General features: G+C 72.6%; 12 protein-coding genes. 7 read left to right on the top strand and 5 right to left on the bottom strand.

Going from position 1 to position 14,032, the window contains the following annotated elements; translation table 11 throughout:
• Positions 1–39: 39 nt before the first annotated feature.
• Together ABZ573_RS04895 and ABZ573_RS04900 are read right to left on the bottom strand one after the other, a co-directional pair.
• Positions 40–1,149: a GNAT family N-acetyltransferase gene (locus tag ABZ573_RS04895; RefSeq protein WP_327030550.1), complete on the bottom strand. Its 1,110-nt coding sequence runs from the start codon at positions 1,147–1,149 to the stop codon at positions 40–42.
• Positions 1,146–2,309, bottom strand: coding sequence for a GNAT family N-acetyltransferase (locus ABZ573_RS04900; RefSeq protein WP_358115630.1), 1,164 nt, complete (start codon positions 2,307–2,309; stop codon positions 1,146–1,148). The genes ABZ573_RS04895 and ABZ573_RS04900 overlap by 4 nt, the downstream gene beginning before the upstream one ends.
• Positions 2,310–2,469: 160 nt before the next feature.
• On the opposite strand from ABZ573_RS04900, the gene secA reads away from it, so the two are divergent.
• Positions 2,470–5,391, top strand: coding sequence for a preprotein translocase subunit SecA (secA, locus tag ABZ573_RS04905; protein ID WP_358115633.1), 2,922 nt, complete (start codon positions 2,470–2,472; stop codon positions 5,389–5,391).
• A gap of 223 nt (positions 5,392–5,614) precedes the next feature.
• Here the strand turns inward: secA and ABZ573_RS04910 are convergent, their stop codons facing one another.
• Both ABZ573_RS04910 and ABZ573_RS04915 read right to left on the bottom strand, forming a co-directional pair.
• A complete protein-coding gene (locus ABZ573_RS04910) occupies positions 5,615–6,211 on the bottom strand; it encodes an Rv3235 family protein (protein WP_358115636.1) in 597 nt (198 codons plus the stop codon).
• Between the two features lie 104 nt (positions 6,212–6,315).
• Positions 6,316–6,543 (bottom strand): helix-turn-helix domain-containing protein, encoded by a 228-nt coding sequence (locus tag ABZ573_RS04915; protein ID WP_121396459.1) that lies wholly within the window; start codon positions 6,541–6,543, stop codon positions 6,316–6,318.
• A 217-nt stretch (positions 6,544–6,760) separates the two neighbouring features.
• Between ABZ573_RS04915 and ABZ573_RS04920 the strand changes: the two genes are divergently transcribed.
• Positions 6,761–7,270, top strand: a complete 510-nt coding sequence (locus ABZ573_RS04920) for a hypothetical protein (protein ID WP_132233598.1) — start codon at positions 6,761–6,763, stop codon at positions 7,268–7,270.
• A gap of 71 nt (positions 7,271–7,341) precedes the next feature.
• On the opposite strand, the gene ABZ573_RS04925 is transcribed toward ABZ573_RS04920, so the two are convergent.
• Complete coding sequence (locus tag ABZ573_RS04925) at positions 7,342–8,493, bottom strand: hypothetical protein (protein ID WP_327030552.1); 1,152 nt, start codon at positions 8,491–8,493, stop codon at positions 7,342–7,344.
• 252 nt (positions 8,494–8,745) lie between these two features.
• Here ABZ573_RS04925 and pruA point away from each other — a divergent pair, with 252 nt between their 5' ends.
• The 5 genes from pruA (at position 8,746) to ftsE (ending at position 14,025) form a co-directional block, all read left to right on the top strand.
• Positions 8,746–10,374: an L-glutamate gamma-semialdehyde dehydrogenase gene (pruA, locus tag ABZ573_RS04930; protein WP_327030553.1), complete on the top strand. Its 1,629-nt coding sequence runs from the start codon at positions 8,746–8,748 to the stop codon at positions 10,372–10,374.
• 97 nt (positions 10,375–10,471) lie between these two features.
• Entirely contained in the window at positions 10,472–11,275 is an 804-nt protein-coding gene (locus ABZ573_RS04935; RefSeq protein ID WP_327030554.1) for a tryptophan 2,3-dioxygenase family protein, read from the top strand.
• 117 nt (positions 11,276–11,392) lie between these two features.
• Positions 11,393–11,908 carry a PadR family transcriptional regulator gene (locus tag ABZ573_RS04940; protein ID WP_132233606.1) on the top strand — a complete coding sequence of 172 codons (516 nt, stop codon included), beginning with the start codon at positions 11,393–11,395 and terminating at the stop codon, positions 11,906–11,908.
• A gap of 196 nt (positions 11,909–12,104) precedes the next feature.
• Positions 12,105–13,226 carry a peptide chain release factor 2 gene (prfB, locus tag ABZ573_RS04945; RefSeq protein WP_151456888.1) on the top strand — a complete coding sequence of 374 codons (1,122 nt, stop codon included), beginning with the start codon at positions 12,105–12,107 and terminating at the stop codon, positions 13,224–13,226.
• Between the two features lie 118 nt (positions 13,227–13,344).
• Positions 13,345–14,025 carry a cell division ATP-binding protein FtsE gene (gene ftsE, locus ABZ573_RS04950; RefSeq protein ID WP_091622236.1) on the top strand — a complete coding sequence of 227 codons (681 nt, stop codon included), beginning with the start codon at positions 13,345–13,347 and terminating at the stop codon, positions 14,023–14,025.
• Positions 14,026–14,032: the final 7 nt, after the last annotated feature.

The raw sequence follows: 14,032 nt of genomic DNA on the forward strand, positions 1-14,032 counted from the left end.
CCCGGGGCGCCCGACGCCGGATCCGGGCGGGCGGGCGGGTCAGCGGAGTTCGTCGGGGAGCAGCCCGAAGACCAGGTCGTCGGTGCGGCTGCCGGCCAGTCCCGGCAGCCGCCCGAGCAGCAGGCCCTCCCGGCGGAATCCCACCCGCTCCAGCACCCCGTGCGAGTCGGTGTTGTCGGGCACGGTGCCGGCGACCAGCCGGGCGATCCCGGCCGGACCGAACGCCCAGCCGGCCAGGAGCCGCACCGCCCTGGTGGCCAGCCCGCGTCCCCGCTGGTCGGGCAGCAGCGCGTAGCCGACCGAGCCCTCACCGGCCACCGGGTCGGAGAGGCTGAGCCCGCAACTGCCCGCCGGCTCGCCGGTGACCGCATCGACGATCAGCAGCCGGGCGATGGCGCCGGTGAGCCACGCGCTCTCGGCCAGCAGGCAACGCCGTTCGACGGCCGCCCGGGTCGGCGGCACCGGCGGGGCCTGGTTCGCCACCACCTCCGGCCGCGTGTGCAGGCGGTACATCACGTCGACGTCGTCCGGGCCGAGCCGGCGCAGGGTCACCACGCCGTCGGTGAGCCGGCCGTCGGGCAGGTCCGGCAGGAGCCGGGGGGCGGGACCGGGCGGGTCGTCGGCGAGGCGTACCCACGCGAGCAGGTCCGTCCGGCCGCCGCCGCGCAGCTGGCCGGCCGACCGGCGTACCCCCTCGTGGGTGAAGCCGGCGGCGAGCGCCACCCGCTGGCTGGCCGGATTCTCGGCGTGGGTCATCAGCTCCAGCCGGTCGACGCCGTGGCGCAGCGCGGCGTCGGCCAGGGCCCGCGTCGCGGCGCTGGCGATCCCGCGCCGCCGCGCCCACGGCGCGACCCAGTAACCCACCTCCGCCTGCCGGCGCGGCGGCACGACCTGGCCGATGCCCGCGCCGCCGACCAGCCGGTCGGTGGTCCGGTCGGCGATGGCGTACGCGGCCCCGCCGGTGGCCCAGGCCGCCGGGGCGCCCTCGGTGATCCACCAGCGGGCGTCGGCCTCGGTGTACGGCTGCGGCATGCCGGGGTTGAACCGCAGGTTGACCGGGTCGCCGCAGCCGGCGGCCAGGTCGGCGACGTCGGCGGGGCGGAACTGCCGCAGCCGCACCCCGTCGGCCTCGATCACCTCGGGCGTCACGTCAGGTCCCCGGCGAGCAGCGCGCCGACCCAGACGTCCACCCGCTCGTCGCGGTGGGTGAGCCCGCCCCGGGCGACGCCCTCGACCGTGAAGCCGGCCTTCTCGGCGACCCGACGGGAGGCGGTGTTGCCGACGTTGGCCCGCCACTCGATCCGGGCCAGGCCCAGCGTGGTGAAGCCCCAGGCGCTGAGCGCGGTCAGCGCGGCCGACAGGTAGCCCCGGCCCCGGGCCGCGGGGGCGGCCATGAAGCCGACGTCGGCCAGCAGCGGGTCGGCGGAAGAGAGCCGCAGGTCGATCGTGCCGACGTACCGGTCCTCGCCGTCGGCGACCACGAAGCAGGCGCTGGTGCCGCCCGCCCAGGTGCCACGGCCGAAGTGCAGGTACGACTCGGCGTCCGCCCGCTCGTACGGGTCGGGCACGCTGGTCCAGCGGACGGTCTGCGGGTCGCGGCAGGTGTCGACGATCGCGGGCAGGTCGCGCTCCTCCATCGGGCGCAGCCGCAACTCGGTGGCGCCGGCCGTGGCGAAGAGGACGGGCTGGGGCCCGCCGAAGACGGCGGCGCGACGGGCCTCCAGGGTGCCCGGCCCGGCCGGACCGGTCTCCCCGGGGGCGGGCACCTCGCCGGGGAGCAGGGAGCCGATCCAGCCCTCCGCGCTGCCGCCGGGGGCGGGGTCGGCGAGCCGCAGCCGGCCCTCGACGCGGAAGCCCGCCCGGAGCGCCACCAGGCGGGAGGCGTGGTTGCCCACCTCGGCCTGCCAGATCAGCCGGCGCAGCTCCAGCGCGTCGAACGCCCAGCGGGCGACGGCCCGGCTGGCCCGGACGGCCACGCCCGCGCCCCGGGCCCAGGGCGCGGTCCAGTAGCCGATCTCGCCGGAGCGCAGGCCGGTGTCGATCGAGACGAGCCCGCAGGAGGCGAGCAGTTCGCCGGTGGCGGCGTCGCAGACCGCGAACGGCGCCCCGGCGCCCGTCGCCCAGTCCGCCGGGGTCACCTCGGTCACGAACCGGTGCGCGTGTCCGGGCAGGTACGGGCGCGGTACGGTGGTCCAGCGCTGGATGTCCGGGTCCTGGCACGCCCGGTGTACCGCGTCGGCGTCGGTCGCCCGCCAGGGTCGCAGCAACAGGCCGTCCTCGGTGATCTCGACAGGTTCCACCCGAGCCATCGTGCCGGACCGTTCGCGGACGGCGTAACCGGATTTCGGCGGGGCGGCGTGAGTCGGGCGTGTTATGTCGGTTTCGCCGGCTCGGAGGGCCGCCACCAGTGACCATCGCGCCGATGGAGCGCCTACGATGGTTCGAGACTGTCTAGGGGAGCGTTGATCCGTGTCGATTCTGGAAAAGGTCCTCCGCGCGGGCGAGGGCCGTATGGTGCGCCGGCTCAAGGCCATCGCCGCCGCCGTCAACTCGATCGAGGACGACTACGTCAACCTCACCGACGAAGAGTTGCGCGGCATGACCGACCAGTTCAAGGAGCGGCTCGCTGACGGCGAGACCCTCGACGACCTGCTGCCGGAGGCGTTCGCGGTCTGCCGCGAGGCGGCCGCCCGGGTGCTCGGCCAGCGGCCCTACGACGTCCAGGTCATGGGCGGCGCGGCGCTGCACTTCGGCAACATCGCCGAGATGAAGACCGGTGAGGGCAAGACCCTGACCTCGGTCATGCCGGTCTACCTCAACGCGCTCTCCGGCAACGGCGTGCACGTCATCACGGTCAACGACTACCTGGCCCAGCGGGACGCCGCCTGGATGGGCCAGGTGCACGAGTTCCTCGGCCTCACCGTCGGCGTGGTGCTGCCCAACCGGCCGGCCACCGAGCACCGGGCCGCCTACGAGTGCGACATCACCTACGGCACCAACAACGAGTTCGGCTTCGACTACCTGCGCGACAACATGGCGTGGTCGAAGGAGGAGCTGGTCCAGCGCGGCCACAACTTCGCGGTGGTCGACGAGGTCGACTCGATCCTGATCGACGAGGCCCGCACCCCGCTGATCATCTCCGGCCCGGCCGAGCACTCCGCCCGCTGGTACGGCGAGTTCGCGGGCGTCGTGGCCCGGCTCCAGGCCGGCAAGGACGGCGAGGGCGACTACGAGGTCGACCACTCCAAGCGCACCATCGCCGTCACCGAGCGCGGCGTGGCCAAGGTCGAGGACCGGCTGGGCATCGACAACCTCTACGAGTCGGTCAACACCCCGCTGGTGGGCTACCTCAACAACGCCATCAAGGCCAAGGAGCTCTACAAGCGCGACAAGGACTACATCGTCAGCGACGGCGAGGTCCTGATCGTCGACGAGTTCACCGGGCGCATCCTGCACGGCCGCCGCTACAACGAGGGCATGCACCAGGCGATCGAGGCCAAGGAGGGGGTGGAGATCAAGCAGGAGAACCAGACCCTGGCCACCATCACCCTCCAGAACTACTTCCGCCTCTACGAGAAGCTCTCCGGCATGACCGGCACCGCCCAGACCGAGGCGGGCGAGTTCAACAAGGTCTACAAGGTCGGTGTGGTGACGATCCCGACCCACCGGCCGATGGTCCGCCAGGACCGGCCGGACGTGATCTACAAGACCGAGAAGGCCAAGTTCAACGCCGTGGTGGAGGACATCGCCGAGCGGCACGCGATGGGTCAGCCGGTGCTCGTCGGCACCGTCTCGGTGGAGAATTCCGAGATCATCTCCCAGCTGCTGCGCCGGCGCGGCATCCCGCACTCCGTGCTGAACGCCAAGTTCCACGCCCGTGAGGCCGAGATCGTCGCCCAGGCCGGCCGCAAGGGCGCCGTCACCGTCGCCACCAACATGGCGGGTCGTGGCACCGACATCCTGCTCGGCGGCAACGCCGAGTTCCTCGCCGCCAACGAGCTGCGCCAGCGCGGCCTCGACCCGGTCGAGCAGGAGGAGGAGTACGCCAAGGCGATGGAGGAGGTCCTGCCCCAGTGGAAGCAGGCCTGCGACACCGAGGCGGAGGAGGTCGCCGCCGCCGGTGGCCTCTACGTGCTGGGCACCGAGCGGCACGAGTCCCGGCGCATCGACAACCAGCTGCGCGGTCGGTCGGGCCGGCAGGGTGACCCGGGCGAGTCCCGGTTCTACCTCTCCCTCCAGGACGAGCTGATGAAGCGCTTCCGCTCCGGCGCCGTCGAGGCGGTCATGGAGCGCTTCAACATCCCGGAGGACGTGCCCATCGAGTCGAAGATGGTCACCAAGCAGATCAAGAGCGCGCAGGCCCAGATCGAGGGCCAGAACGCCGAGATCCGCAAGAACGTCCTCAAGTACGACGAGGTCATGAACAAGCAGCGCCAGGTGATCTACGCCGAGCGGCTGCGGGTGCTCAACGGCGAGGACCTCTCCGACCAGGTCCGCAACATGATCGACGACGTCGTCGACGCGTACGTGCGGGGGGCCACCGCCGACGGCTACGGCGAGGACTGGGACCTGGAGCAGCTCTGGACCAACCTCAAGCAGCTCTACCCGGTGGGCATCACGATCGAGGAGCTGGAGGAGGAGGCCGGCGGCTCGCGGGCCGGCATCGACGCGGACTTCCTGCTCTCCCGCCTCAAGGAGGACGCGCACGCCGCGTACGACCGGCGTGAGGAGCAGCTCGGCGAGGAGGGCACCCGCCAGCTGGAGCGGATGGTCCTGCTCCAGGTCATCGACCGCAAGTGGCGCGAGCACCTCTACGAGATGGACTACCTCCAGGAGGGCATCAGCCTGCGGGCGTACGCCCAGCGCGACCCGGTGGTGGAATACCAGCGCGAGGGCTTCGACATGTTCGCCACCATGATGGACGGCATCAAGGAGGAGACGGTCGGCTTCCTCTACAACCTCGAGGTCCAGGTCAACGAGCCGGAGCCCGAGGCCGAGGAGGTCCAGCTGCTCGACAAGCCGGTCGAGATCCGGGCCAAGGGCCTGGGCCGGGCCCCGCAGCAGCAGGGCCTGCAATACTCCGCGCCGACCATCGACGGCGAGGCCGGCGCCGGTGCGGTGGCCGTCGAGCACGCCGAGCAGCAGGCGCCCGCGCTGGGCGTCGGTCGTCCGGCACCGGCCGCCCCGGCCGCGCCCGGCACGACCGCCCCGGCGGCGCCGCAGCGGCCGGCGTCGGGTCTGCGCGGCCCGGGCGTCCCGGCCGGCAACAACCGGCGGGCGGCGTCGGGGCAGGCGGAGGCCGGCAACGGCCCGTCCCGCAACGCGCCGTGCCCGTGCGGGTCCGGCCGGAAGTACAAGCGCTGCCACGGCTCCCCCAACGGCGGCGCGTGACCGGCAGCTGAGCGGGCGCGCGCCCGCCGGAGCAGTCGAGCCGTGGTCCTCGTGGACCACGGCTCGCTTCCGTCTCGGCCGCCGTCCGGGCGGCTGGCCACCCGGGCCGGGCGTGCGCACCTCGGCGACCGCCGGGTCGGCGCGCACCAGGTCCGCCCCGGGCTCGTGGGTGGGCACCATGCGCGGCCCGCACCCCGGCACGTCGTGGCCGGAGCCCGGTGGCTCAGAGCACCTGGAGGGCGGTGCAGAGCCAGCTGCCCCGGCGGTGCTCCAGGCGCAGCGCCATCGCCCAGGTGCGCCCGCCCGTGCCGGCGAGCACCGCGGCCACCTCGACGGCGGCGGTGCGCGGTTCGCAGACCCGCAGCCGGAGCAGGCGTACGGCCGGGCGGGTCGACCGGCGGCGGAGCGGGCCGGAGCGGGCGGTGGCGCGGGCCAGCTCGGGCAGCAGCCCGGCCGCGCGCGCCGGGTCGAGCAGCGGCCTGAGCTGCCCGGGCGAGCGGTAGCCGTTGAGCACCTCCAGGCAGGTGCGGACGAACCGGTGCGCGGCCCGGGTCGCCTCGGGGGTGGCGGTCACCAGCGCGTCCAGTGGCAGCGGGGCGACGGGCCGACGGCCGGGGCCGGTCGGTACCGGCCGCTGTCGTCGGCCGGGCGGCCGGTCGGCGTCGCGTCGGGACGACTCGAAGAGGTCGAGGACGAGCTGGGCGTGGCCCGGGGCCGGCCAGTGGGCGGCGTCGTCGTCGGTGAACGACGGCTCGAACGAGGGGGCGGGGCGTAGCCGGACGGGAGGCCGCGCCGGCCCGGGTCGGCGGTGATCGGTCATCCGGAAACCTCCCACGATCTTGCGTTTGCCTTCGTTTGCCTTCGACAGGCTCCATTCTCGGGCACGGCAGAGCTCACGGTCAATGCCCCTGCGGATCGGACCGGTTACTCCGGGTCGCGGTCTGCGAGCGGGTTGCTTCGCACCCAGTCGGCCGTCTCGGCGTACTTGCGCTCGATGTACTCCTCCAGCCGGGCACGTTCCACCCGCCACTGGCCGCGCCCGCCGATCTTGATCGCGGGCAGCTCGCCGCTGCGCACCATGTGGTAGACCTGCGAGTCCGACACGTTCAGCTCGGTGGCCACGTCGGAGAGCAGCAGGAACCTCGGCTCCACGGAAACCCCCGGGGTTGGCGTCGTTTGCTTCAGTTTGCCACCGACGGCCGACATGGCCCAGCCGCCCGGGCGCGACCTGCGCCGACCCGCCCCGGGACACACCGGTGGGACGCTTCCACCGCAGAAGGTGCGCGGTGTATGACGGTCACGGCGATAGGGCATGATCGGCCGGGGCCGGCGGAAGCCGGCGCAGGGACCTGAGCGGGGGAGACGACCGGTGACCGAGGAGCTTGTCCGGGTGTACGTGCCGGCGACCGTCCCGATGCTGACCCTCCTGCGCGGCGCCGGGCTGCCGGTGGCCGCCGCGCACGCGGTGACCCCCACCCTGCGGGAGTGGTACGCCGAGGGCGACGAGGAGGAGCTGGAGTACGTGGCCTTCACCCGGGCCGCCCAGGACGCGTTGCAGCTGCTCCGGGCCGACCCCGACGCGCCCCGCCGCCGGATCGTCGTCTCGGTCGACCTGCCCGCCTCGGCCGTGGGCCGGGGCGACGGGGAGCTGGGCTCCAGCGCGGTCGAGCTGAGCGCTCCCGTGCCGGTGGGCGCCGTCGCGGCCGTCCATGTGGACGGCGCCGACGCGGTCGAGGACGTGTCCGCTGCGGCGGAGGCGGTCACCGAGGCCCTGGCCGGCGACCCGGACGCGCAGTTCACGGTCGACGGCGCCGAGGACCACGAGCTGGAGTGGTACGACGTCACCGAGCTGGACCTGCTGCTCCGCGCCACCTCCTGACCTCCCGCGCGCCGCCTGCGCAGCCTGACGGCCGGTGCCGGCGCGGCGGGGGCGGGGCGGGTGCCGCGAGGTCAGCGGGTGGGGGCGGCCTCGACCGGCTCGTCGTCGTCGGCGTGGGCCGGCCCCAGGGTGCGGCCGAAGGCGATCATCGCGGTCAGGGCGCCCACGAAGAGCACCCAGATGGCGTTGTCGATCCGGGAGGTGCCCAGCGAGGTCTGGGCCACCGCGTCCGCCTCGCTCAGCGCCCCGGCCAGGTCGAGCAGGGACCGCCCGCCGACCCGGATGATCACCTCGGCGACGATCAGGAGCAGGCCCGGGCCGGCGCCGGCCAGCAGGTAGGCGGGCCAGCGGGGCGCGGGCGCCGCCGCGTCGAGCCGGGCGGCCCGGCGGCGGGCCAGGGTCAGGTACCCGAAGGCCAGCAGCCCGGCCACCAGGCCGGCGAGCAGGGACTCGGTGCGGGACACCCACTTGGCCGCGCTCAGCAGCGACTCTTGACCGTCGCCGCCGCCGAACAGGTCGAAGAGCGGGTCGCGGGCCCGACTGAAGGCCACCACGAAGATCAGCGTGCCGAGGGCGGCGGCCACCACGGCCCCGACCACGGATCCGCTACGCGCGCCGGCGACGGCCCCGCCGACGGTCGCGGCGGCGGCGGTGGTGGCGGCGATCACGTTGGTGGTCGCGTTGTCGGCGTACGTCAGGTTGATCGCGAACGCGGCGGCGAGCCCGACGAGCAGGCCGGTGCCGATCGCCGCCACGAAGCGCAGGGTGACCCGCTCGCTGCCCCGGCGGGCGAGCAGGTCGACACCGAAGAGGGCGAAGCCGGCGCCGGCGACCAGCGCCGCCGAGATCACCCCCGGCAGGGCGAACGCGGAGAGGCTGATGGCGGTGAGCCCGGCCGCCGCGGAGCTGATCACCTCGCGGGTCGACCAGAGCATCGCGGCCAGCCACCCGAGCGCCAGGAGCGCCAGCACCGGCGCACCGGGTGCGAGCGGCAGCGCCGTCCCGCCCCGCGGGTCGACGGAGGGTCCGGCCCCGGTCGCGTCGGTCTCGTCCACCGGTGCGGTGCCGGCGGCGTCCTGCGCTTCGGCGGCGGTGTTCCCGGCGGCGTCCGTCGTGGCGGCGGCGGTGGCCCCGATGGCGTCCGTCGTCTCGGGAACCTCGTCGGCGGCCGGCGCCGACCGGTCCGACTCCGCGGCTGCGGAGCTGCCGGGCTGCTTGGTCATCGTCTTCCCTCCGACGGACGCCCGGCCCCGGTGGGCCGGCAGTTCACCGGCCACCCAGCGTACGCGTCCACCACGCCCGCCCCCGTCGCCCGCCCCGCGCGGGGTGGGAGGGCCGAGGGTGGGGCGTGAAAGAATCGGGGAGAGGTCCCGCTGCCGTGACCGGTCAACCCGGCACGGCGTTCGGCGCCGGTCACCCGGCCGGTGCCCGCGGGTCCGGTTTCGCCACCGCTGTCGAGATCGCCAGGAGCCTTGATGGACGCTGTGTTCTCCGTACCCGAGCCGCGCAACGAGCCGGTCCGCAACTACGAGCCGGGCAGTGCCGACCGGGAACGGCTCCAGCGGCGGCTGACCGAGCTGGCCGCCGAGCGGATCGACCTGCCGATGACCATCGCCGGTGAGCAGCGGATGGCCGGCGGCGAGTCGATCGACGTCGTGCAGCCGCACAGGCACGCGCACGTGCTCGGCGTCACCGCACACGCCACCCACGACGACGCCCGCGCCGCCGTGAAGGCCGCCAAGGACGCCGCCGGAATGTGGCGGGCCCTGCCGTTCGAGGAGCGGGCCGCGATCTTCCTGCGCGCCGCCGAGCTGCTCGCCGGCCCGTGGCGCGACACGCTGAACGCGGCCACCATGCTCGGCCAGTCGAAGACCGTCATCCAGGCCGAGATCGACGCGGCCTGCGAGTTCATCGACTTCCTCCGGTTCAACGTGCACTTCGCCCGGGAGCTGCTCGAGGCGCAGCCGATGTCGTCGCCGGGGGTGTGGAACCGCTTCGACCACCGCCCGCTGGAGGGCTTCGTCTACGCGGTCACCCCGTTCAACTTCACCGCCATCGCCGGCAACCTGCCCTCGGCGCCGGCTCTGCTGGGCAACACCGTGGTCTGGAAGCCGGGCCCGACGCAGCAGTTCGCCGCGCACTTCACCATGCGGCTGTTCGAGGCGGCCGGCCTGCCCCCCGGCGTGATCAACATGGTCACCGGGCGCGGCGAGGAGGTCTCCGACGTGGTGCTCGCCGACCCGGACCTGGCCGGCATCCACTTCACCGGCTCCACGAAGGTCTTCCAGCACCTGTGGCGGACCGTCGGCGAGAACATCTCCCGCTACCGGGGCTACCCCCGGCTGGTCGGCGAGACCGGCGGCAAGGACTTCGTCGTCGCGCACACCAGCGCCGACGTCGACGCCCTGCACACCGCCCTGATCCGCGGCGCCTTCGAGTACCAGGGCCAGAAGTGCTCGGCGGCGTCCCGGGCGTACGTCCCGCGGTCGCTGTGGGAGGGCGGGCTGCGCGACCGGCTGGCCGCCACCGCGGAGTCCCTCACCTACGGCGACGTCACCGACTTCGGCAACTTCGGCGGCGCCGTGATCGACGCCAAGGCGTTCGACCGGCACCGCGCCGCGCTGGAGCTGATCTCCGGCGACGACGCCTGCCGGGTCCTCGCCGGCGGCACCGCCGACGACTCCGTCGGCTGGTTCGTCCGGCCCACGCTGTTCGAGTGCACCGACGCGGCGCACGAGACGTTCACCACCGAGTACTTCGGGCCGATCCTCGGCGTGCACGTCTTCGACGACGGCTGCTTCGACGACGTGGTCAACCAGGCCGAGTCGATCGCGCCGTACGCCCTGACCGGGTCGATCTTCGCGACGGACCGCCGGGTGGTCGACGCGGTCGCCGAGAAGATGCGGTACGCCGCCGGCAACTTCTACATCAACGACAAGCCGACCGGCGCGGTGGTCGGGCAGCAGCCCTTCGGCGGCGCCCGGGCCAGCGGCACCAACGACAAGGCCGGCTCCTGGCACAACCTCGTCCGGTGGATGTCGCCCCGGACGATCAAGGAGACCTTCGTCGCGCCGACCGACCACACCTACCCTCACATGGGCTGAGGTGCAGGGAAGGGCCCCTTCCGCGCGCCTCGCGTACCGGAAGGGGCCCTTCCTTGCCGGCGGGCGGGGGTGGGTCGGCGGCGGTACCGTGGCCGCTGTGACCCACCCCACCCCCGCGCAGGATCCCCACTTCGGCGAGCAGGGTGGCCTGCTCACCTACACCGACTATCTGCGGCTGGCCGACCTGCTGGCCGCCCAGGTGCCGGAGTCCGACCCGGCCTCCCACGACGAGCTGCTCTTCATCACCATCCACCAGGTCTACGAGCTGTGGTTCAAGCTGCTGCTCTCCGAGCTGACCGACGCCCGGGACCGGATGCTGGACGGCGAGACCTACCTGCCCCGGGTGCGGCTGGAGCGCTGCCACGTGGTGGAACGGGTCCTGATCGGTCAGGTCGACGTGATCGACACGATGACCCCGCAGGACTTCCTGGCCTTCCGCACCAAGCTCGCCCCGGCCTCGGGCTTCCAGTCCGCCCAGTTCCGGGAGATCGAGTTCCTCTCCGGCCTGAAGGACCCCGACTACCTGCGCCGCTTCCGAGGCCTGCCCGACGTCGAGCGGGAGCGCCTGGAGCGGCGGCTGGCCGAGCCGAGCCTCTGGGACGGCTTCCTGGCCGTGCTCGGCCGGGCCGGTTTCGACGTCACCGAGGATGAGTCCCGCTTCGCGGCGTACGCCACCATCGCCGGGGACCGGGAGCGGTTCGGGCCGCTGTGGGACCTCGCTGAGGCGCTGGTCGCCCACGACCAGGCGTTCTCGCTGTGGCGGGCCCGGCACGTGCTCATGGCCGAGCGGCAGATCGGCACGAAGCCCGGCACCGGGGGCTCGGCCGGTGGGGCATACCTGCGCTCCCGGGTGGAGACCCGGTTCTACCCGGAGCTGTGGGAGCTGCGTAGCCGACTGTGACCGTTCCGCGCCTCCCTGGCGGACTGTCTCGCGCCGACAGTGCACATAGGAACCCGACCGGGTGGCGAAAATGCCAAATCCTGGACGCCGCGTCGGCAAAGTGGCAGCGTGAGGGGCATGGCGGATTCCGGAGTCAACCCCACGGCGGCGGCCCTGCTCGGGCTGCTCCACGAGGGCCCCATGACAGGTGGCCAGTTGATGGCCGCCGCCGAGCGCCGACTGGCGCCGTACTGGTCGATGACGCGTAGTCAGGTCTACCGGGAGCTGCCGGTGCTGGCCGAGCGGGGCCTGGTCCGGATGGGCAAGCCCGGCCCGCGCTCCAGCCAGCCGTACGCGATCACCGCAGCGGGAAAACGGACATTCTCCCGCTGGCTTGCCGAGGAGCCGGGGCGGGACACCATCCGCAACCCGATCGCCCTGCGGATCGCCTTCGGCGAGCTGCACTCGGCCAGCCAGCTCAAGAACCTCCAGGCCGCGGCCAACGACTACCACACCGAGGCCCTGGCCAAGGTCCGGGAGCAGGTCAAGAACGCCAAGAAGGAGGGCGACGCGTACGACGCCAGCGCGCTGGAGTTCGCCGTCGCCTACCACAAGGCCGCCCTGTCCTGGCTGAAGAGCGCCCCGGTCGCCTGACCACAGGGCCTCCCACCGGGATCTTTTGGCTCGTGACTGCGGGGCTCGCAGGCCCGCTCCTCGCACGAGCTGGGTCTTTTTTGGCTCGTGACTGCGGGGCTCGCAAGCTCACTCCTCGCACGAGCTGGGTCTTTTTTGGCTCGTGACTGCGGGGCTCGCAAGCTCACTCCTCGCACGAGCAGTACCCTTGTCTGTCGTGACCGCTGCCGATTACGCCGAACAGCTCAAGGACCTCGACGCCACCCTGCGCAACATCGAGGCGGTGCTCGACATCGACCGGCTGCGCGCGGACAAGGACCGCCTGGAGCAGGAGGCCTCCGCGCCCGACCTGTGGGACGACCAGGCGAAGGCCCAGGAAGTGACCTCGCAGTTGTCGTACGTCAACAGCGAGATCAGCAAGCTCGGCAGCCTCCGTTCCGGGCTCGACGACGCCAAGGTGCTGCTGGAGCTGGCCGAGGCGGAGTCCGACCCGGGGGTGCTCACCGAGGTCGAGGCGGAGATCGCCACGCTGGGCAAGGCCATCGAGGAGATGGAGGTCCGCACCCTGCTCTCCGGCGAGTACGACTCCCGGGAGGCGCTGGTCGCCATCCGGGCCGGCGCCGGCGGCGTGGACGCGGCGGACTTCGCCGAGATGCTGCTGCGGATGTACCTGCGCTGGGCGGAGCGGCACGGCTACCCGACGGAGGTCTACGAGACCTCCTACGCCGAGGAGGCGGGCCTGAAGTCGGCCACCTTCACGGTCAAGGTGCCCTACGCGTACGGCACGCTCAGCGTCGAGTCGGGCACCCACCGGCTGGTGCGGATCAGCCCCTTCGACAACCAGGGGCGCCGGCAGACCAGCTTCGCCGGTGTCGAGGTGCTGCCGGTGGTCGAGCAGACCGACAGCATCGAGATCCCCGAGAACGAGATGCGGGTCGACGTCTACCGCTCCTCCGGCCCGGGTGGGCAGAGCGTCAACACCACCGACTCCGCCGTGCGGCTCACACACATCCCGACCGGCATCGTGGTCACCTGCCAGAACGAGAAGTCCCAGTTGCAGAACAAGGCGTCCGCGCTGAGGGTGCTCCAGGCCCGGCTGCTGGAGGTCAAGCGCCAGGAGGAGCAGGCGAAGCTCCAGGGCCTGAAGAAGGACACCACCGGCGCGTGGGGCGACCAGATGCGCTCGTACGTCCTGCACCCGTACCAGATGGTGAAGGATCTCCGGACGGAGCAGGAGACCGGCAACCCGACCGCGGTCTTCGACGGCGACCTGGACAAGTTCCTCGAGGCGGGCATCCGGTGGCGCAAGCAGCAGCAGCTCGCCGGCGACGCTGCGTGATCAACCGTGGGCGGAGCGCGTCGTCGATCTTCCCGGTACGCCCGAATTGGATGACGCGACTCGCAACGGCGGGGCGTGGGGCTTGGCTCCCCGGTTACACCGCGTAGACTCACGACCCGTGATTCAGCTTGAGCAAGTGACGAAGACGTACCCGAAGGCGTCCCGGCCTTCGCTCGACAACGTGTCCGTCTCGATCGAGAAGGGCGAGTTCGTCTTCTTCATCGGTCCATCCGGCTCCGGCAAGTCCACCATCATCAAGCTGCTGCTGCACGAGGTCGCGCCCAACAAGGGCCGGGTCGTCGTCAACAGCAAGGACGTCACGTCGATGCGTTCCTGGAAGCGACCCCACTTCCGGCGTTCCATCGGCTGCGTGTTCCAGGACTTCCGGCTGCTGCCGAACCGCACCGCGTACGAGAACGTGGCGTTCGCCCTCGAGGTGATCGGCAAGACCAAGGCGGTCGCCCGCCGGGTCGTGCCCGAGGTTCTGGAGCTGGTCGGACTCGGTGGCAAGGAGCACCGCTACCCGCACGAGCTCTCCGGCGGTGAGCAGCAGCGGGTCGCCGTCGCCCGGGCGTTCGTGAACCGTCCGCTGATCCTGCTCGCGGACGAGCCGACCGGAAACCTGGACCCGGACACCTCGATCGAGATCATGCGCCTGCTGGACCGGATCAACCGCACCGGCACGACCGTCGTGATGGTCACGCACGACTCCAACATCGTGAACCAGATGCGCCGCCGGGTCATCGAGATCGAGAGCGGCCGCATCGTGCGCGACCAGGCCCGCGGCGTCTACGGCTGAGTCGACG

The organism is Micromonospora sp. NPDC007220 (assembly GCF_040634035.1).
Classification (GTDB): domain Bacteria; phylum Actinomycetota; class Actinomycetes; order Mycobacteriales; family Micromonosporaceae; genus Micromonospora; species Micromonospora reichwaldensis.

Bases quoted from the DNA above. Each gene is read 5' to 3' on its own strand.
- ABZ573_RS04910 (WP_358115636.1), bottom strand. From the start codon at position 6,211: ATGACCGATCACCGCCGACCCGGGCCGGCGCGGCCTCCCGTCCGGCTA.
- ABZ573_RS04940 (WP_132233606.1), top strand. From the start codon at position 11,393: ATGGCGGATTCCGGAGTCAACCCCACGGCGGCGGCCCTGCTCGGGCTG.
- ABZ573_RS04925 (WP_327030552.1), bottom strand. From the start codon at position 8,493: ATGACCAAGCAGCCCGGCAGCTCCGCAGCCGCGGAGTCGGACCGGTCG.
- pruA (WP_327030553.1), top strand. From the start codon at position 8,746: ATGGACGCTGTGTTCTCCGTACCCGAGCCGCGCAACGAGCCGGTCCGC.
- ABZ573_RS04900 (WP_358115630.1), bottom strand. From the start codon at position 2,309: ATGGCTCGGGTGGAACCTGTCGAGATCACCGAGGACGGCCTGTTGCTG.